The 18,728-nt window shown below is 70.1% G+C and carries 16 protein-coding genes; 10 read left to right on the forward strand and 6 right to left on the reverse strand.

Annotated features, from left to right (window positions below; all coding sequences use genetic code 11):
* Positions 1–2: 2 nt before the first annotated feature.
* Both A2790_RS17620 and A2790_RS17625 read right to left on the reverse strand, forming a co-directional pair.
* Positions 3–434 (reverse strand): hypothetical protein, encoded by a 432-nt coding sequence (locus tag A2790_RS17620; RefSeq protein ID WP_293394221.1) that lies wholly within the window; start codon positions 432–434, stop codon positions 3–5.
* A 45-nt stretch (positions 435–479) separates the two neighbouring features.
* Positions 480–1,172 (reverse strand): DnaJ domain-containing protein, encoded by a 693-nt coding sequence (locus A2790_RS17625; RefSeq protein ID WP_293394224.1) that lies wholly within the window; start codon positions 1,170–1,172, stop codon positions 480–482.
* An 81-nt stretch (positions 1,173–1,253) separates the two neighbouring features.
* Here A2790_RS17625 and pdxH point away from each other — a divergent pair, with 81 nt between their 5' ends.
* The 4 genes from pdxH to A2790_RS17645 all read left to right on the forward strand — a co-directional run bounded on the left by pdxH (position 1,254) and on the right by A2790_RS17645 (position 5,617).
* Positions 1,254–1,919, forward strand: coding sequence for a pyridoxamine 5'-phosphate oxidase (gene pdxH, locus A2790_RS17630; protein WP_293394227.1), 666 nt, complete (start codon positions 1,254–1,256; stop codon positions 1,917–1,919).
* Positions 1,916–3,412 (forward strand): bifunctional aminoglycoside phosphotransferase/ATP-binding protein, encoded by a 1,497-nt coding sequence (locus A2790_RS17635; RefSeq protein WP_293394229.1) that lies wholly within the window; start codon positions 1,916–1,918, stop codon positions 3,410–3,412. The genes pdxH and A2790_RS17635 overlap by 4 nt, the downstream gene beginning before the upstream one ends.
* Before the next feature lie 82 nt (positions 3,413–3,494).
* Positions 3,495–5,141 (forward strand): long-chain-fatty-acid--CoA ligase, encoded by a 1,647-nt coding sequence (locus A2790_RS17640; protein ID WP_293394232.1) that lies wholly within the window; start codon positions 3,495–3,497, stop codon positions 5,139–5,141.
* A gap of 74 nt (positions 5,142–5,215) precedes the next feature.
* Entirely contained in the window at positions 5,216–5,617 is a 402-nt protein-coding gene (locus A2790_RS17645; protein ID WP_293394235.1) for a DOPA 4,5-dioxygenase family protein, read from the forward strand.
* Here A2790_RS17645 and A2790_RS17650 read toward each other — a convergent pair.
* Positions 5,614–6,042 (reverse strand): DUF983 domain-containing protein, encoded by a 429-nt coding sequence (locus A2790_RS17650; RefSeq protein ID WP_293394238.1) that lies wholly within the window; start codon positions 6,040–6,042, stop codon positions 5,614–5,616. The genes A2790_RS17645 and A2790_RS17650 overlap by 4 nt on opposite strands.
* 77 nt (positions 6,043–6,119) lie before the next feature.
* Between A2790_RS17650 and A2790_RS17655 the strand changes: the two genes are divergently transcribed.
* Positions 6,120–7,502: a PLP-dependent aminotransferase family protein gene (locus A2790_RS17655; RefSeq protein WP_293394241.1), complete on the forward strand. Its 1,383-nt coding sequence runs from the start codon at positions 6,120–6,122 to the stop codon at positions 7,500–7,502.
* Here the strand turns inward: A2790_RS17655 and A2790_RS17660 are convergent.
* Both A2790_RS17660 and A2790_RS17665 read right to left on the reverse strand, forming a co-directional pair.
* On the reverse strand, positions 7,499–8,398 hold the full coding sequence (locus tag A2790_RS17660; protein ID WP_293394244.1) for an MBL fold metallo-hydrolase: 900 nt from the start codon (positions 8,396–8,398) through the stop codon (positions 7,499–7,501). The two genes, A2790_RS17655 and A2790_RS17660, sit on opposite strands and share 4 nt — an antisense overlap.
* A complete protein-coding gene (locus tag A2790_RS17665) occupies positions 8,395–8,805 on the reverse strand; it encodes a TIGR01244 family sulfur transferase (protein WP_293394247.1) in 411 nt (136 codons plus the stop codon). The genes A2790_RS17660 and A2790_RS17665 overlap by 4 nt, the downstream gene beginning before the upstream one ends.
* 159 nt (positions 8,806–8,964) lie before the next feature.
* On the opposite strand from A2790_RS17665, the gene A2790_RS17670 reads away from it, so the two are divergent.
* Positions 8,965–10,140, forward strand: coding sequence for an aspartyl/asparaginyl beta-hydroxylase domain-containing protein (locus tag A2790_RS17670; RefSeq protein WP_293394250.1), 1,176 nt, complete (start codon positions 8,965–8,967; stop codon positions 10,138–10,140).
* Here A2790_RS17670 and A2790_RS17675 read toward each other — a convergent pair whose 3' ends face one another.
* Positions 10,141–10,674: a hypothetical protein gene (locus A2790_RS17675; protein WP_293394253.1), complete on the reverse strand. Its 534-nt coding sequence runs from the start codon at positions 10,672–10,674 to the stop codon at positions 10,141–10,143.
* A 359-nt stretch (positions 10,675–11,033) separates the two neighbouring features.
* Between A2790_RS17675 and A2790_RS17680 the strand changes: the two genes are divergently transcribed.
* The 4 genes from A2790_RS17680 to A2790_RS17695 all read left to right on the forward strand — a co-directional run bounded on the left by A2790_RS17680 (position 11,034) and on the right by A2790_RS17695 (position 18,725).
* A complete protein-coding gene (locus tag A2790_RS17680; protein ID WP_293394256.1) occupies positions 11,034–14,048 on the forward strand; it encodes a TonB-dependent receptor in 3,015 nt (1,004 codons plus the stop codon).
* A 262-nt stretch (positions 14,049–14,310) separates the two neighbouring features.
* Positions 14,311–15,912, forward strand: coding sequence for a sulfotransferase (locus tag A2790_RS17685; protein ID WP_293394638.1), 1,602 nt, complete (start codon positions 14,311–14,313; stop codon positions 15,910–15,912).
* Positions 15,913–15,975: 63 nt separating this feature from the next.
* The gene (locus A2790_RS17690) at positions 15,976–17,694 is read left to right on the forward strand and encodes a tetratricopeptide repeat-containing sulfotransferase family protein (RefSeq protein WP_293394259.1); all 1,719 of its coding nucleotides are present in this window, start codon (positions 15,976–15,978) and stop codon (positions 17,692–17,694) included.
* Entirely contained in the window at positions 17,691–18,725 is a 1,035-nt protein-coding gene (locus tag A2790_RS17695; RefSeq protein ID WP_293394262.1) for a retroviral-like aspartic protease family protein, read from the forward strand. Before A2790_RS17690 ends, A2790_RS17695 begins: the two co-directional genes overlap by 4 nt.
* Positions 18,726–18,728: the final 3 nt, after the last annotated feature.

Raw genomic sequence — 18,728 nt, forward strand, 5'->3', positions numbered from 1 at the left:
CGCTAGACCGCGATATCGATGATCATGGGTTGGGCGGAGCGGCCTTCCTTGGCGGCCTTCTGGGCCTCGCCGCTCAGGGCGTCCTGCATGACCTCCTGAATGCGCTTGGAAATCTCGGCTTCCAGCGATGTCAGGGTCGCGGCCCGCTCCTCGGGAGTCATGGCGGCCAGCGAGGCGTCGCTGATGCCCTTCGCGGCCTTCATCTCTTTCTCGATCTTCGCTTTCAGGGCTTCGAACTTCTGTTCCTTGGCCCAGGCGTAAAGCCCCTTCTCACGCACCTCGTCGAGGGTGGCCTTGTTGCGGGCGGCGGCGGCCTCGGCGCGGGTCTTGGCGGCGTCCGCCGGGTTCTCCGGCGCCCTGCCGGGCTGCTCCACCCCGCCCGTGGCGGTCGGCAGTCCGAGGGAAAGCATCGCGCCGATACCGTTCATAGCCATCTGGCCCTCCTTGCGTTGGGCCTAGTTAAGCAAGAACTGTACCAGTCAGGCGGCCCAGGCGGCGGCGAAGCGGCGGAGCAGGGACAGGGCGGCGCTGTCGGCCAGCCCGGGGTTGGCGGCCAGCCGGACGAACAGGTGCCCGGCCTCCCGGCGGCCGCGGGCCGGCAGGCCTTCGCCTTCCACGCGGACCAGACCACGTTCGGCGGCCTTGCGGTCGATCCAGATGCTGCGGCGGCCAAGCGGGGTGTCTACCGTGATCCGGCCGCCTTTCTTGAGCAGGCCCGGAGCCACCTTCGCCGTCATCCACACGTCGTCGCCGCGCACCAGCACGCCGTCGTGGGCGCGGATGTAGACCGACAACTCGTGACCGGCCGCCTGCACCTTGTCCCCCGAACGCAGGCCGGGCGGCAGGGTGATGCGGATGAACTGGCCATCGGGCATTCGATGGTCCACGTCGCCGCCTTCGAGGGCCAGCTTGGGCGAAATCTCCAGGTCGGGATCCGGCGTCGGCCGCGCCCTGACCGGCGCTTGCACGAAGCGGTCGCCGAGCGGGTCCTGCAGACGCTGGTAGGCGTCCATCACCTGGCGGAAGGCGCCCTCGTCGCCGCCCTGGTCCGGATGCGCGCGCTTGGCCGCCGCGCGGAACGCCTTGCGCACCTCGGCGGGCGTCGAGGCGGAGCTCACGCCCAGCACCTCGCGCGCCATCTTCAGGGTCATGTCGGGAGCCGTCCGACTCATGAGCCAGGACCGTAGGGTAAACGCCGTCAACACACCGTTAAGCGCTCGCAAGGTCGCGCACGGCCGCGCTATATCCCCTGCGTGACCGAAAAGACCCTCATCCCGGCGTCCCCGACCGAGGACGAATACGTCCGCCAGGTGGCGAGCGCCGAGCCGCCGCCGCTGCTCAGCGAGACCGACCCCTTCGCGCTCTTCGACGCTTGGCTGAAGGAAGCCCTGCAGAAGGAGCCGAACGACGCCAACGCCATGGCCCTCGCCACGGCGGACGCCGACGGCCTGCCCGACGTGCGGATGGTGCTGCTCAAGGACGTCGATCCCGGCGGTTTCGTCTTCTACACCAACCTCGAGAGCGCCAAGGGCCAGGAACTGGCCGCCAATCCGAAGGCGGCGCTGCTGTTCCACTGGAAGTCTCTGCGGCGGCAGGTGCGGGTGCGCGGCGAGGTGACGCCGACGACGCCGGAAGAAGCCGACGCCTATTTCGCCACCCGCGCCCGGCCGGCCCAGCTCGGCGCCTGGGCCAGCGCCCAGTCGCGCACCCTGCCGGACCGCCTGGCCCTGGAGAAGAAGATCGCCGAGGTCGGCCTGCGCTTCGGCCTGGGCAAGGTGCCGCGGCCGCCGCACTGGTCCGGCTTCCGCGTGGCGCCGCAGTCGATCGAGTTCTGGCGCGATCGCCCGTTCCGCCTCCACGAGCGGCTGGTGTTCGAACGCGCCGGGGGCGGCTGGGCGACGCGCAGGCTGTTTCCTTGAGCGGCCCCCGGACGACGCCGGTCGAGGCCGAGATCATGGCCTGGCTGGCGGCCCGCACGGACAAGGCGATCGAGACGGCGTGCGCGCACGTCTTCCTCGGCAAGGACGCGGCCTGGAAGCTCAAGCGCCACGCCGATCTGGGCTACGCGGACTTCTCGACGATGGAGCGCCGGAAGTGGGCGCTGGACCGCGAGCTGGAGTTCAACAAGGCGGCCGCGCCCGACATCTACCGCGCCGTGCGGCCGATCACCCGCGAGGCCGGCGGCGGGCTGGCCCTCGAAGGCGCCGGCGAGGCCATCGGCCACGTGCTTGAGATGCGCAGGTTCGACGAACGTTGTGTTCTGTCCGCTCGGCCAGAGGCCGTCACCGGCGACCTGGCCGAAGCCCTGGGCCGGATGATCGCCGGCTTCCACGCCGAGGCGCCCCTTCGCCCCGCCGGCGGCCTGACCGCCCTCAGCTTCACGGTCGGCTCCAACGCCCAGCTCCTTCGCGAGACCTGCGAGGGCCTGGACCAGGACCGGGTCGAGACGATGATCGCCCTGACCGAAGCCGAGCTGGAACGGCAGGCGCCGCTGCTGGCGCACCGGTCGGCGAGCGGCTTCTCCCGGCGCTGCCACGGTGACCTGCACCTCGGGAATATCCTGTTGGAAGACGGACGGCCGGTCCTGTTCGACTGCATCGAGTTCAGCGACCTGCTGTCCGATCTCGACGTGCAATACGACCTGGCCTTCCTGCTGATGGACCTCGACTTCCGGGGCCGGCGCGACGCGGCTGTGCGGGCCCTGTCCGGCTATGTGGACGAGGCGGCCCGGACGTTCCCGCCCGAGATCTGGGACGGCCTCGCCAGCCTGCCCCTGATGCTCTCGGTGCGCGCGGGGGTAAGGGCGCACGTGTCGGCGCATTCGTCGGACCCGGCCGCGGCGCGGGCCTATGTGGAGGCCGCCATCGCCCACCTGTCGCCCCCGCCGCCGGTGCTGGCCGCGGTGGGCGGCCTGTCGGGGTCCGGCAAGTCGCACTTCTCGCGCGCCGTGGCGCCGTCGCTTGGCGCCTCGCCGGGGGCCGTGATCCTGCGCACCGACGAGATCCGCAAGCGGCTGATGAACATCCCGCCGACCACCACCATGGACCCGGCGACCTATACGGCCGAGTTCTACGTGCGCACCTACGACACCATGATCGACAACGCCCGTGCGCTGTTGAAAGCCGGTCGCGCGGTGGTGCTGGACGCGACCTTCATTGATGGCGGCCTGCGGGCCCGGGTGGAGGCGCTGGCGGCCGAATGCGGCGTGCCGTTCCGCGGCGCCTGGATGGATGCGCCGGTCGAGGTGCTGGAGGCGCGCGTGGCGAACCGCACGGGCGACGCCTCGGACGCCACGGTGGCGGTGCTGCACGATCAGGTCGGCCGGCTATTGGAGCCGCCGGGGTGGCCCACGGTCGACGCCCAGGCTCCGACGGCGCAGGCGGCAAGGACCTGGATCGACAGGACAAGTTGACGCTCCCGTTGCGGAAGCGACATCGTCTCTCTAATCGTGATCGATAACTAACAGCCGATAACTTAGGGGAGAAGGCGCGCAGATGCTGGGCCTGATGCAGAACTGGCCGCTTACGGTCGACAAGATCCTCGACCACGCGAAGGCCTGGCACGGCGACCGCGAAGTGGTGACCCGCTCGGTCGAGGGGCCGATCGTGCGCACGACCTATGGCGAGGTCCACACCCGGGCGAAGCGGCTGTCCAACGCGCTGAAGGGGCTGGGCGTCCAGCCGGGCGACCGGGTCGCCACCCTGGCCTGGAACACCGCGCGCCACATTGAGGCCTGGTACGGGATCATGGGGATCGGGGCGGTCTGCCACACCCTGAACCCGCGGCTGTTCGCCGAGCAGCTCTGCTACATCATCAACCACGCCGAAGACCGGATCATCTTCACCGACCTGACCTTCGTGCCGGTGCTGGCCGAGAACCTGCCCAAGCTGCCGACCGTGAAGCACGTCGTCGTGCTCACCGATCGCGAGGGGATGAAGGGCGTCAGCCTGCCGGGCGCCCTCTGCTACGAGGACCTGATCGAGCAGCACTCCGCCGACTGCGTCTGGGGCGGCTTCGACGAGAACACCGCCGCCGGCCTCTGCTACACCTCGGGCACCACGGGCCATCCCAAGGGGGTGCTCTACTCTCACCGCTCCAACTTCCTGCACACCATCATCACCATGACCCGGGACGTCATGAACCTGGGCGCCACCGAAGTGGTGCTGCCCGTGGTGCCGATGTTCCACGCCAACGCCTGGGGCCTGGCGCTGTCGTGCCCGGCCTCGGGGGCCAAGCTGGTGATGCCCGGCCAGAAGCTGGACGGCGCGTCGGTCCATGAGCTGATCGAGAGCGAGGGCGTGACCTTCTCGGCCGCGGTGCCGACGGTCTGGCAGATGCTGCTGGCCCACCTGCGCGATACAAAGTCCCAGCTCACGACGCTGAAGCGGGTGGTGATCGGCGGATCCGCCGTGCCGGAGGCCATCGTGCGCGGCTTCCGCGACGAGTTCGGCGTGGACGTGACGCACGCCTGGGGCATGACCGAGCTGTCGCCGCTGGGCACAATCTCCGCGCCGAACGCCGCCATCGCCGAAATGGACCCCGAGGCGCAGCTGGCCTTCAAGCTGAAGCAGGGCCGCCCGCCGCTGGGCATCGAGATGAAGCTGGTGAACGACGCCGAGGAGCGGCTGCCCCACGACGGGTCCACCTTCGGCAAGCTCAAGGTGAAGGGGCCCTTCGTCGTCGGCGAGTACTTCAAGGGCGAGGGCGGCGAGATCCTGGACGCCGAAGGCTTCTTCGACACGGGCGACGTGGCGACCATCGACGATCAGGGCTTCATGCAGATCACCGACCGCGCCAAGGACGTCATCAAGTCGGGCGGCGAGTGGATCAGTTCGATCGAGATCGAGAACATCGCCATGGGCCATCCGAAGGCGGCCAATGCGGCCGTCATCGGAGCGGCTCACCCGAAGTGGGATGAGCGGCCCGTCCTGCTGGTGAAGTTGCGCGAGGGGGTCGAGGCCACCAAGGACGAGTTCCTGGCCTTCCTGGAGGGCAAGATCGCCAAGTGGTGGACGCCGGACGACGTGGTCTTCGTCGACGACATTCCCCTGGGCGCCACGGGCAAGATCGACAAGAAGCTGATCCGCGACCGGATGAAGGACTACGTCCTACCGTCGGCGAAGGCGAAGGAGAGCGTGTAGGACAACGCGCGTTTCGGTCGGCCGACCAGGGCTTCCGTTTCGACGAGCTGGAGAAGGCGCTATAGCGCGGTCGCATGACGAGCGATGGGACCGCGCCCTTCCACGCGCACATCTATCACGAAGCCCACCAACGGCCGGCGTCGGACGCGCTCCACGCCCGGTTGACCGCGATGATGGAAAGCGGCGAAGCGCGTGACCTGCTGATGGTGGGGAACCTGCGCGAAGGTCCCGTCGGGCCGCATCCGCTTCCGCAGTTCGAGATCCACTTCCTGCAGCGGGCGCTGCCGCAGATCCTGGCGCTGATCGAAGCGTCGGGCTTGCGCGCCCTGGTGCATCCCCTGACCGACGACGACCTCGCCGATCATACGACGCTGGCGCAATGGATCGGGGGCGGACCCTTGGACCTGGACCTCAGCGTCATGGATCCGCCGGGCGAGAACCAGGGCGTGCCACGCTTCGGCCGCCGCGACTTCTAGCGTTCGGAGGCCTTGCGGCGGTCGTAGACGAAGCCGCCTTCGCCGTGGCCGCCCAGGCTGGCCCAGCGGGCCTCCTCGGCCTTGTGGACGTACTGCTCAGCCACCAGCCAGGCCTTCATCGGACGCAGGCACGCCAGGCAGCCGCCGATCAGGGCCGGGAACACCGTCGCGAACTGCAGCCACAGCGGCGGGTGGAACACGACCACCGACCAGGCCCAGAGGCCGACCACGGCGATGCCGACGCCGCTCATGACGAAGAACGCGGGCCCGTCCGCCGGATCGGCGAAGCCATAGTCCAGCCCGCACTGGTCGCAGGACTTGGCGACCGTCAGGAACCCCGAGAACAGCTTTCCTTCGCCGCACCGTGGGCAGCGGCAGCGCAGGCCTGCGCTGAGGGTGGACGGTTCGCAGCCGTTGAGGTCCATGGCGTCAGCTCCATACAATGCGGATATTGAACGCATACAATACTTGTGTAATGTATGCGTCAGACGCGAGAATCGCAATGGACTCCCTGACGCACCCTTCGGCCCGCTGGCTGGCGCGCCTGCCGGCCGCTGGCCCACCGATGTACGTCCGCGTGGTCGAGGCCCTGGAGGCGGCGATCCGCGACGGGGAACTGCAAGGGGGCGACCAGTTGCCGCCGCAGCGAACGGTGGCCCAGATCCTGGGCGTCGACCTGACCACCGTGACCCGGGCCTATGCCGCCGCCCGCGCCCGCGGCCTGATCGAGGGCGCCGTGGGGCGGGGCACCTTCGTCCGGGCCCGGGCGGCGGAGGACGAGGCCGGCTTGGTGGACCTTGGCATGAACCTGCCGCCGCCGCCCCAGGGCCTGTCGCTCGGCGTCCTGCTGAAGGAGGCGGTGGCGGCGGTGGTCGACCGGACCGATGTCGCGACGCTGATGTCCTACCACCCCGGCGGCGGCAGCCTCGGCCAGCGGACCTCGGCCGCGGCGTGGCTGGCGCCCAGCCTAGGTCAGGTGGCGCCCACGCGGATGCTGGTGACGCCGGGGGCGCAGACCGGCCTGGCCGCCATCCTGGCGACGATCGCCGGCGCGGGCGGCGGCGCGCTTGTCACCGAGCCGCTGGTCTATCCGGGCGTGCTGACCGCGGCCCGGCAGTTCGGGTTGGCGGTGCGGGTCTGCCCATCCGACGCGGGCGGGCTGGACCCCGACGCCCTCGCGCGCCTGTGTGCGGCCGAGCGCCCGGCGGCCCTCTACCTGACGCCGACGACCAACAACCCGACCGCTGTGACCCTCGACCTCGCCCGGCGCCAAGCCCTGGCCAAGGTCGCGCGCGCCGCCGGTCTCTGGGTCGTGGAGGACGACCCCTACGCGCGCCTGTTCGACGCGCCCCTGCCGGCCATCGCGACCCTGGCGCCGGAGCGGACGTTCCACCTGGCCACGCTCTCGAAATGCCTGTCGCCCGGCCTGCGCACGGCCTTCCTGGTTCCGCCGGAGGCGCTGGCGGAACGTACCGCCGAGGCGCTGCGCACCCTGGCCCTGATGCCGTCGCCCATCATGTCGGCGGTGGTGTCCACCTGGATTCGCGAGGGGACCGCCGAGCGCCTGCTGGCCGGCGTGCGGAAGGAGGCGCGCCTGCGCCGGGCGATCGCCGCCGAAGTCCTGCCTGCGGCGCGGGGCGCGCCCGAGGGGATCCACGTCTGGCTGGAGCTGCCGCCGGAGTGGCGGGCGGACCGGGTCCACCGCCTCGCCCAGGAGAAGGGCCTTGCCCTGGTCACCGCCGACGCCTTCGCCGCGGGGCCGGACCACGCCAACGGTCTCAGAATCTCGCTGGGTGGGCCGGGGACGCAAGGCGTGCTGCGCGGGGCGCTGGAAAGCGTGGCCCGGCTGCTGAGCGCCGCGCCGGCCCCCAAGGCGGTCGTCTAGCCTGCGAGGCGGTAGGTGCTGTCGGGCCCCGGCGCACCGTCGGTCTTGAGCTGGCCGCGCCGCACCAGGTGGATCATTGCCGCCAGCATCGAGCGCGCCGCGGCCGGATGCAGCCGCGAATCCACGTCGGCGTAGAGGCGCGGCACCAGCTCGTTGATGCGCGCCGGCCCGGCCTTCAGCGCCCCCAGGATCTGGTCGACCCGCTCCTGGCGGTGCTCGATGTAGGCGGCGATGAAGGCGTCGACATCGCGAATCGGCGGGCCATGGGTCGGCCACAGGACGTCGAACTTGCGAGACCGGATGTCGTCCAGGCTCGCCAGATAGGCGGTCATGTCGCCGTCGGGCGGGGTGATCACGGTGGTGGACCAGCCCATGATGTGATCGCCTGAGAAGCAGGCGTTCTCTTCCCGCAGGCCGTAGCAGATGTGGTTGGAGGTGTGGCCGGGGGTGGGGATGGCGTCCATCGTCCACCCGCGGCCCAGCACGACGCCGCCATCGCACAGGCTGATGTCGGGCCGGAAGTCGTGGTCGTGCCCGGCCTCCATCCTGACCTCGCCGGTGTCCGCCTCCTCGTGACCGGCCACGGCGCAGCCGTAGATGGTCGCGCCCGTCCGCGCCTTCAGCGGCCCGGCCAGGGGCGAATGGTCGGAGTGGTGATGGGTGATCAGGATGTGCGTGATCTTCTCGCCGCTCACCGCCTGCAGGATCGCGTCCAGGTGCGCCGGATCGTCCGGGCCGGGGTCGATGACCGCCACTTCGCCGCGGCCGACGATGTAGGTGCCGGTGCCGAGGAAGGTGAATGGGCCGGGGTTGTTGGCCGTCACCCGCCGGATCAGCGGCGAGACCTGGTCGCAGCGGCCGTACTCGATGTCGATCTCGCGGACGTAGGGGATCATCCGCCCAGCACGCCCGACAGGTCGTAGCCGGCGTTGCGGCCGAGGGTGACAAGCTCACCGCGGGGCAGGGCGCCCGACTGGGCCTGGCTCAGCGACCAGGTGACGATCGAGCGTGTGCCCGAGCGGCAGAAGGCCAGGATCGGCGTTTCGACCTGCGACAGCAGCGCCTTGGTCTGCTCGACCTGCTCCGGCGTCGGGCCGCCACGAACCGGAATGTGGAAATAGGCGAGCCCCGCGGCCTCAGCCGCCGCCTCGATCTCGGCCGACGAGGGCTGGCCCGGCTCCTCGTCGTCGGGGCGGTTGTTGATCACCGTCCGGAAGCCTTGCCGCGCCGCCTCGGCGACGTCCGCGATGCTGATTTGCGGGGCAGTGGTGAAGTCGTCGGTGACGCGTCGGAAGTCGGACATCGGTGCTCGCAAAACGCTGGTGGGCCTGTCGTTGACATCATCGGGGGTGGGTGGAAGTTTCGCAACGGGCGGCCCCGGAAAAGGCCGCGGGCAGAGGGACGTTGCGAGCGGAATGCGGCGGGACATCTGGCGGCGTAAACCGACCGTAGGGAACGGCTGATGGTCGCCGGGGGGCAAGCCATTTCGCCGGAACAGCTGTTGGCCGACGCCGCTTCGGCGATGCGGCGGGGCGATCGCGCCACAGCGCTCGACTGCGTCACCCGGGCGGAGGCCGTCGCGCCGTTCGACCCGCACGTGAAGATGCAGAAGGCGATGATCCACCGGGCCAATGGGGCCCTGCCGGCGGCGTTGGCGGCGTTGGACGAGGCGTTGGCCTTGGAGCCGTACAACTTCCTGGCCCTGCTTTCGAAGGGCGCCGTGATCGAGAAGCTGTCGGGCGAGCGCCTGGCCGCAAAGGTCTACGAGAACGCCCTCAAGCTCGCCCCCGACGAAGCGAACCTTCTACCCGGGCTGAAGACGCCGGTCGCCCGCGCGCGGGAGGTGGTCGAGAAGACCCACGCGGCGCTGGAAGCTTATCTTCGCGACAGTGTCGGCCCCCTCGACGAGGCGGGCGGAGAGCTGGTGCGGAGCCGGTTGGACGAAGCGATCGGGGTCTATGCCGGACGGCGCAAGGTGTTCAACCACGAGCCGCTCCTGCTGCATTATCCGCGGCTGCCGGCGATCCCTTTCTATCCGCGCGAGCTGTTCCCCTGGCTGGCCGAGCTCGAAGCCGCGACGCCGGTCATCGTCGAGGAACTCCAGGCCGTTATGGCCAGTCGGATGGAGGCGTTCGCGCCGTACATCGCCTTTTCCCCGGAGAAGCCGGTCAACCAGTGGGAGGAGCTCAACCACTCCCGCCGCTGGAGTTCGCTGTTCCTCTGGAAGGACGGCCACCGGCAGGCGGAGGTCTGCGCGAGTTGCCCGCAGACCAGCGCCCTGTTGGACCGGCTGCCCATGGCCCATCAGGCGGACTTCGCGCCGACGGCGATGTTCTCGGCGCTGGATGCGCGAACCCGCATCCCGCCTCACACCGGATCGACGAACACCCGGCTGCTCTGCCACCTGCCGCTGATCCTCCCGGGGCCAGCGCGCTTCCGCGTCGGCAACGAGGTGCGCGAGTGGCGGATGGGCGAGGCCTGGGTCTTCGACGACACCATCGAGCACGAGGCCTGGAACGACGCCGACGAACTGCGCGTCATCCTGATCTTCGACATCTGGAACCCGTTCCTGGAGCCGGGCGAGCGGGAGCGCATCGGCGCGATGATGGCCGCGCGGAACGCCTTCTACAGCGGCTGACTACTCGGTGCGGCGGGCGCGGAAGGCGCCCATGGTGTCCACCGTCATCAGGAAGCTGCCCAGCGACGCCTGGCGGATCTTCACAGGCATCCCGGGCTTGGGCTCCTTGAAGAGCTCCTTCGAATCGACCTGCGTCCAGACCGCGCCGTCCTCCAGCTTGATCACCCATTTGCCGGCGCCGTTGACGCGGGCCAGGGCGACCACGCCGGTGACATTCTCCAGCTCCTCCTGAGTTTCGCCGCGCTCGAAGAGGCTGAGCGAGGGCATGGAGAAGCCGAAGGCCTGGCGGCGGACCTTGCGGGCCTGTTCGCGGTCGACCACCACGATGTCGCCCTTGGCCTCGGCCTGGTCCAGCGCGACGGTAGCCTGATCGTAGCAGGCGAGGCGCTGGCTCTCGTCGGTCAGCTTCCGGCAGTCCACCAGCTTCTGCAGCATGGCGGACCGCGACTCGCCCTTCGGCTGGGCCTGCGACGCCGACCCGCCGAGGCTCGCCGCCACGGCGACGCCCACCGCCCACATCGCCACCGTCTTCATGTCGCCGACCTCAGGAATGACTCTTCTGAGCCCATTAAGCGGGGCGCGGCGGCCGGCGCAACGCCCGTGCGCAGCGGTCACGACGACGCCGCGATTCCGCCGAGGTCCGGAGGTTGCGCCTCTGCGCTCTGTCACAATCGGAGGCCAAACCTTGCCCGCTTTCAGGAACGGTGCGGCAATCTGTGACCAGAATGCGACAGGTGGGCGTCCGAAACATTGCCAAACGCTAATCTGCGTTGACCAGTCCTCTCGCAGCCCCGTAACTCCGCCGTAACCGAGGGCGCATCCCGCTTTCGGGACCGATCTCTTTTTGTGGGGAGCGGCCGCCCGCCGGGCAGGACCGCTGGAGGATCAAGACCGTGAAATTCAAGTCCATGCGGGAACGCCTTTTGGCGTCGTCTATGATTTGCGGCGCGGCCCTGTTGGGCCTTTCGTCGCAAGCCGCGGCCCAGACCGCTTCGGATGAAATCTCCGAAGTCGTCGTCACCGGCACGCGTATTCCGTCGCCGAACCTGGAGAGCGTCAGCCCGGTGACCGCGGTGAGCGCGGCTGAAATCAAGGCGACGGGCGTGACCCGCGTCGAGGACATGATCAACAGCCTGCCGCAAGCCTTCGCGGCCCAGGGCGCGGCTCTGTCCAACGGCTCGACCGGCACGGCCACCGTCAGCCTCCGCGGCCTCGGCGCGACCCGCACCCAGGTCCTGATCGACGGCCGCCGCCTGATGCCCGGCACGCCGAACACCCTGGGCGGCTCGCTGGCCGCCGACATCAACTTCATCCCCTCGGCCCTGATCGAGCGCGTTGACGTCCTGACGGGCGGCGCCTCGGCCGTGTACGGCGCCGACGCCGTCGGCGGCGTCGTCAACTTCATCATGGCCAAGAACTTCGAGGGCGTCCGCGTCGACGCCCAGTACGGCATCTATCAGCACGACAACGGCAACGACGTTGCCGGCGTGGTGCAGGCGGCCCAAAACGCCTCGGCCAATCCGCAGTTCTTCCAGCTGCCGAAGGACAACGTCCGCGACGGTGAAATGTCGCAAGTGACGCTGGTGATCGGCGTGAACTCGCCGGACGGCAAGGGCAACGTGACCGCCTATGCCGGCTATCGTCACGTCGAGCCGATCCTGCAGGGCAACCGCGACTTCTCGTCGTGCACGTTCAACTCGGGCGACACCTTCGCCGACGCCGGCTGCGGCGGTTCGGGCACGGCCTTCCCGGCCCGTGTCGGCGCCTACGTCGTCGACCCGGCCGGCCCGGGCAACACGTTCCGCCTGCGCAACGCCGCGACCGACGTCTACAACTTCGGTCCGACGAACTACTACCAACGCCCCGACGACCGTTATGTGCTGGGCGCGTTCGCGAACTACGAGATCAACGACTGGGCCACGGCCTACGCCGACGTGATGTTCATGGACGACACGTCGACCTACCAGATCGCGCCGGGCGGCATCTTCGCCGGCACCTTCTCGGTCAACTGCGCCAACCCGTTCCTGTCGGCCCAGCAGCGCGGCCTGCTGAACGCCACGGCGGCCTCGGGCGGCGGCACCTGCGCCACCAATCCGGCCGGCACCTTCACCGGCACGATCTCGCGCCGGAACGTCGAAGGCGGCGGCCGTCAGGGCCGGACCCAGCACCAGCAGTACCGCTACGTGGTGGGTGTCCGTGGCGACCTGAACGACAACTGGAATTACGACTTCGCGATGCAGTACGGTCGCGTGTCGTTCAACCAGGTCCAGACCGGCTTCTACCGTACCTCGGCGATCAACCAGGCCCTCAACGTCGTCCAGACGCCGAGCGGCCCGGCCTGCGCCAACCCCGCCGGCGGCTGCGTGCCCTACAACATCTTCCAGCTCGGCGGCGTGACCCAGGACGCGCTCGACTTCCTGGAAACCCCCTCCACGCAGAACGGCAACCTGTTCGAGCGCATCGTGAACTTCTCGCTGGGCGGTGACCTCACCGAGTACGGCGTGAAGTCGCCGTGGGCCAACGACGGCGTGGGCGTGTCGATGGGCGCCGAGTACCGCCGCGAGACCCTGGACTTCGCCGCCGACTTCATCTCGTCCTCGGGCGACCTGAACGGCTCGGGCGGCGCCAACCCGCCGGTGAACGGCTCGTTCGACGTGTACGAACTGTTCGCCGAAACCCGGATCCCGATCGTCCAGGACATGGCCTTCGCCAAGTCCCTGACCCTGGAACTGGCCTTCCGTTACTCGGACTACTCCTCGATCGGCACCACCGAGACCTACAAGATCGCCGGTGACTGGGAACCGATCGACGGTCTGCGCCTGCGCGGCGGCTACAACCGCGCCGTCCGTGCGCCGCACGTCCTCGAGCTGTTCAGCCCGCAGAACGTCGTCCTCGACGGCACGCAGGATCCCTGCGCCGGCCTGGCCGCCAGCGATCCGCTGGTCGCCCGCTGCGCCCAGGCGTTCAACCTGACGGCCGCCCAGGTCCTGGCCATCGAAGCGAACCCGGCCAACCAGTACAACGGCCAGATCGGCGGTAACCCGAACCTGGATCCGGAAACCGCCGACACCTGGACCGTCGGCTTCGTCTACCAGCCCTCGTTCCTGCCGGGCTTCAACTTCTCGGCCGACTGGTTCTCCATCAAGGTGAAGGACTTCATCTCGGGCATCGGCGCGGACACGATCATCAACCGCTGCGTCAACACCCTGGACTCGTTCTTCTGCGGCCTCGTGAACCGCGACCAGGACGGCTCGATCTGGCTTTCGAACGAAGGCTACGTCGTCGACACTACCCTGAACACGGGCGCCCTGCGCACCAAGGGTATCGACTTCAACGTCAGCTACCGGACCGATCTCGAGAACTTCGGCATCAGCAACGGTGGCGGCCTGAGCTTCAACTTCGTCGGCACCTGGCTGGACGACCTGTCGATCCAGAACCTGCCGGGCGACGACTTCTTCAACTGCGCCGGCTACTACGGCACGATCTGCTCGGTCTCGGGCGGTCTGTCGTCGCCGAACCCCGAATGGCGTCACAAGGCCCGCGTGACCTGGACCACGCCGTTCGAATACGGCGACTGGTTCAAGGACTTCTCGCTCTCGCTGCAATGGCGCCACTTCAACAAGGTGACGCTCGACGCCTATTCGGACGACCCGGCGCTCAACAACCCGGGCCTGCAGTACGCCACGGACAAGACGCTCGCCTCGCGCGACTACTTCGACCTGACGGCGTCCTGGACGATGCGCGACAACCTCAACTTCCGGGCGGGCGTGAACAACCTGTTCGACAAGGACCCGCCGCTCAACGGTTCGTCGAACTGCCCGACCGGTCCTTGCAACGGCAACACCTGGCCGCAAATCTACGACGCCTTCGGCCGGTACCTGTTCATCGGCCTGACCGCCGACTTCTAAGTCGAACGTCACGTCAGACGACTGCGTGGGGCGGCGGAGCAATCCGCCGCCCCATTCTTTTTGCCGCGGCCGCTGCTAGGTTCTGCCGGTGAGCAACACGTGGAACACCGGGCGCTTTAGCGTCAGCTTCGGCGCCCCCCTAGCGTCCCGCCCTCCGGCCGCGCCAGGCGATGCCGCCGAGGCCGCCCGCTGGGGCGCCGAGGGCGACCGGCTGCGCCTGGCCGGGGACGTGGCCGGCGCCGACCGCGCCTATGCCCGCCAGATGCGCGCGACGGTCACCGATCCCGAGCTCGTCCGTGCGGCCGATACGCTGATCGCGGGCGATCTCGCCGCGGCCGACGCCCTGCTGCGCGGCGTGCTGGCGCGGCGGCCCGCCGATGCGCTGGCGCTCTGGATGGCCGGCGATGTGGCGTCCCGGCGGGGGCGTAACCACGACGCCGAGACCTTGCTGGCCCGCTGCCTAGACCTTGCCCCTGGCCTGACCGCCGCACGCTCCGCCTACGCCATGGTCTTGACCTGGCGCGACAAGGTGGAGGCCGCGCTCGCCCAGGCGGACCGGCTGCTGCAGGCCGAACCGGCGAACGCGCTCTATCGCCACCTGCGGGCCTCCTCGCTCTCACGGCTGGGCGAGGACGCGGCCGCCGCGGAGGCCTACGCGGCAATCCTGGAAGCGCACCCCGACCAGGCGCTGAGCTGGATGAGCTACGGCCACGTGCTGAAGACGCTAGGCCGGCAGGCGGACGCCGTGGCGGCCTATCGGCGATGCCTGGCGCTGGACCCCCGCCAGGGCGAGGCCTGGTGGAGCCTGGCCAACCTCAAGACCGTGCGCTTCGCCGACGCCGACCTCGCTGCGATGGAACAGGCGCTCGCCGCCGAGCTCCCCGACGCCGACCGGCTGCAGGTCCATTTCGCCCTGGGCAAGGCGCGCGAGGACGCGGGCGCGTTTGCTGAGGCCTTCGAACACTATGCGCGGGGCAATGCGATCCAGCGTGCGCGGCTGGACTACGACGCCGCCGAGACCACGGGCCAGATGCGGCGGACCAAGGCGCTGCTGGGCCGCGGCTTCTTCGCCGCGCGCGCGGGGCAGGGGGCGCCGCACCCCGACCCGATCTTCATCGTGGGCCTGCCGCGCTCGGGCTCGACCCTGGTGGAGCAGATCCTGGCTAGCCACAGCCAGGTCGAGGGCACCCAGGAACTGCCCTACATCCCCGCCCTGGCGGCGCGGCTGGCCGGCCGCGCCCGGCGCGAGAGCGAAGGCGCCTACCCGGACGTGTTGGCGGCCCTGTCGTCCGAGGAATTCGCGGCCCTGGGCGAGGAATACCTGGCCCGCGCCGGAACCCACCGGAAGACCGGACGGCCCTTCTTCATCGACAAGCTGCCGAACAACTTCGCCCACACGGGGCTGATCCACCTGATCCTGCCGAACGCCAAGATCGTGGATGCGCGCCGCCATCCCCTGGGCTGCTGCCTGTCCGGCTTCAAGCAGCACTTCGCGGTCGGCCAGCCGTTCACCTACGACCTCGTCGACATCGGCCGCTACTACGCCGACTACGTCGAGCTGATGGCCCATTTCGACGCAAACCTCCCTGGCCGTATCCACCGCGTGATCTACGAGCGGATGGTCGCCGAACCGGAGGCCGAGGTCCGGCGCCTGCTGGACCACTGCGGCCTGCCGTTCGAGGACTCATGCCTGCGCTTCTACGAGAACGACCGCGCGGTGCGGACCGCCAGCTCCGAGCAGGTGCGCCAGCCGATCTTCACCGACGCGGCCGACCACTGGCGCAACTTCGAACCGTGGCTGGGCCCGCTGAAGGCCGCCCTCGGGCCGGCGCTGGACGCCTATCCGGCGCCGCCAGCGATCTAGACGCGCGTTGCGCGGCCGCCGCTGCTAGATTACGCGCCGGAATTTGCCGCGAAGGTGCGTGACTTGAGCCAGTGGAAAGTCGGACAGATCAACGTGAAGGCGGGCTACACCCCCGCCCCGACGGCCAGACCTGCGGTTCCCGCCGCGCCGCCCGCGCGTAGCCCGGAGGCCGATCGCGCCCGGCTGCAGGCGATCCACGCCGCCACCCAGGCCCGCGATTTCCCGCGCGCCGCCACCCTGGCCGAGGCCGCGCTGAAGGACGGGATCGAGCACCCCATGGTGCTGAACCTGGCGGCGCTGAAGGCCGAGCAGGAGGGGCGGTTCGACGATGCGCTGGCGGTGCTCCAGCGGGCCGTGGAAATCGCGCCCCAGGACCTTGGCGCCCGCAACGCCATGGGCCTCGTGCTCACCCGCCTGGAACGATACCCCGACGCGCTCGCTGCCTTCGAAGGCGTGATCGCGCTGGAGCCCGGGTTCGCCGGCGCCCACTGCGCCCGCGGCGCGACGCTGGAGGCCATGGGCCGGCTGAAGGAGGCCGAGGCCGCCTACAACCACGCCCTGGAGCTGGAGCCCGAGAACCTGGGCGCGACCCAGGGCCTGGCCAACCTGCTGAGCCGGCGGGGCGCCCACGCCGAGGCGCGGCCCCTGGCCGAGGCGGTGCTGGAGGCCGAGCCCAACTTCCCCGACGCGGTGATGGTCTTGGCCGCCGCCGACGCCGCGGAGGGCCACGGCGAGCGCGCCCAGAAGCGCCTGGAGCTGCTGGCCGGCGACGAGCGTCTGACGCCACATCAGCGCGCCCTGGCGCGCGGGCAGTTGGGTGACGTGCTGGACGCCCAGAACCTCACCGCCGAGGCGTTTCAGGCCTATGCCGCCTGCAACATGGGCCTCTGGCGCGCCTATGCGCCGGTCCACGGGCAGGGGATCAGCGCCCTGGACTTCGCCCGCGCCATGATCGCCGAGCTGGACCAGATCCCGCCCGAGGCCTGGACGTCGAAGCCGATCGCCCGGCCCACCGACGGGCAGAAGGCGCATGTCTTCCTGCTCGGGTTCCCCCGCTCGGGCACCACCCTTCTGGAACAGGTGCTGGCGAGCCATCCCGATGTCGAGGCGCTGGAGGAACGGGAGACGCTCGCCGACGCCCAGCGCGCCTTCCAGATGCAGCCGGCCGACGTGGCCCGCCTGGCTCGCGCCTCCGAGGCCGAACTGGCGCCCCTGCGCGACGCCTACTGGGCCCGCGTGAAGGCCGAGGGCGCGGACGTGGCCGGCAAGGTGTTCGTCGACAAGCACCCGCTGCACACCTTCCGCCTGCCCCTGATCCTGAAGCTTTTCCCGGACGCCAAGATCCTGTTCGCCCGCCGCGATCCGCGCGACGTGGTGCTGAGCTGCTATCGCCGCCGCTTCGCCATGAGCGGCTCGGCCTACCAGATGCTGACCCTGCCCGGCGCGGCCGGATACTACGACGCGGCGATGCTGCTGGCCGACAAGCTGGAGGCGCCCATGGCGCCGCGCACCCTCGTCGTGCGCCACGAGTCCCTGGTGGCCGACTTCGACGCGGCGGTGGGCGAGGTGGTCGCGTTCCTGGGCCTGCCCTGGTCGGACCAGGTGCGAAACTTCGCGGACAAGGCCCGCGACCGGGCGGTCGCCACGCCCAGCGGCGCCCAGCTCTCGCGCGGCCTCAGCGCCGAGGGCGTGGGCGCCTGGCGTCGCTACCGCGACCAGCTCGCCCCGGTGCTGCCGACCCTGGCGCCCTGGGTCGCCGCGTTCGGGTACGAGGCCGAATGACCCTGACCCGCCGGCGCGCGCTGCAGACGCTCGCGCTGGGCGGACTGGGCAGCGCCTGCGCCACCGCGCCGGGGCTCCGCGAGGGGCCCATCCGCGAACCCCTGGTCTCGATCAACCTGGCCGACGTGGCGCCGCCCCCAGCGCCGGCCACCGGTACGCGGGTGGAAACCGCCTTCGACCAGGCGCGGCGGATGACGGTGCCGGTCCGGCTTGGCAAGCGCGGGCCGTTCCAGTTCGTGGTCGACACCGGCGCGAACCGCACGGTGATCGGCGTCGAGACCGCCCAGCGCTGCAGCCTCGTCGGCGACGGCATGGCGCCGGTGCACGGCATCGTAGGAACCCAGCCGGCGCCGCTGGTGAAGGTGCCCATGCTTCGCGTGGGCATGGTCCAGTCGTCCAACCTCAGCCTGCCGGTCCTGCCCAAGGCCAGCCTCGGCGCCGATGGCCTGCTGGGCATCGACGTCCTGCGGAACCGCCGGATGCGGCTGAATTTCCGCGGCAACACCTTCGAGATCGGCCCCTCGGGCAAGGGCGCGTCGGTACAGGCCCTGGGCGGCGGGGGCGGCACCCGGATCCCCGATCCCTCCCGCGGCATCGTCGTGCCGGCGCAGTACCGTTCCGGCCAGCTGGTGATCTTCGACGCCGACGTGGCGGGCGTGCCGGTGCGGGCGTTCCTGGACTCCGGCGCCCAGATCACCTGCGGCAACGAGGCGCTGCGCGACGTGCTGCTGCGCGAGCGGCCGGAGCTGGCGGCCCGGATGGTCGAAAGCCAGCTCATCAGCGCGACGGGCCAGACCTCGCCCGCCCAGATCGGCCCCTTGCCGCGGCTGCGGCTGGGCGGTCTTGGGCTGAACAACATCCGCGCCGCCTTCGCCCCGCTGCACATCTTCAGCCTCTGGGGGCTGAACGACCGGCCCGCCATGCTGGTGGGCGTGGACGTGCTGCGGCACTTCGACGAGGTCACCCTCGACTTCGGCCGGCGCGAGGTCACCTTCACGCGGGCCCGCAACGCCGGACCGGCGGTCGTCTGAAGA

The sequence above is a fragment of the Phenylobacterium sp. RIFCSPHIGHO2_01_FULL_69_31 genome, assembly GCF_001824475.1.
Classification (GTDB): domain Bacteria; phylum Pseudomonadota; class Alphaproteobacteria; order Caulobacterales; family Caulobacteraceae; genus Phenylobacterium.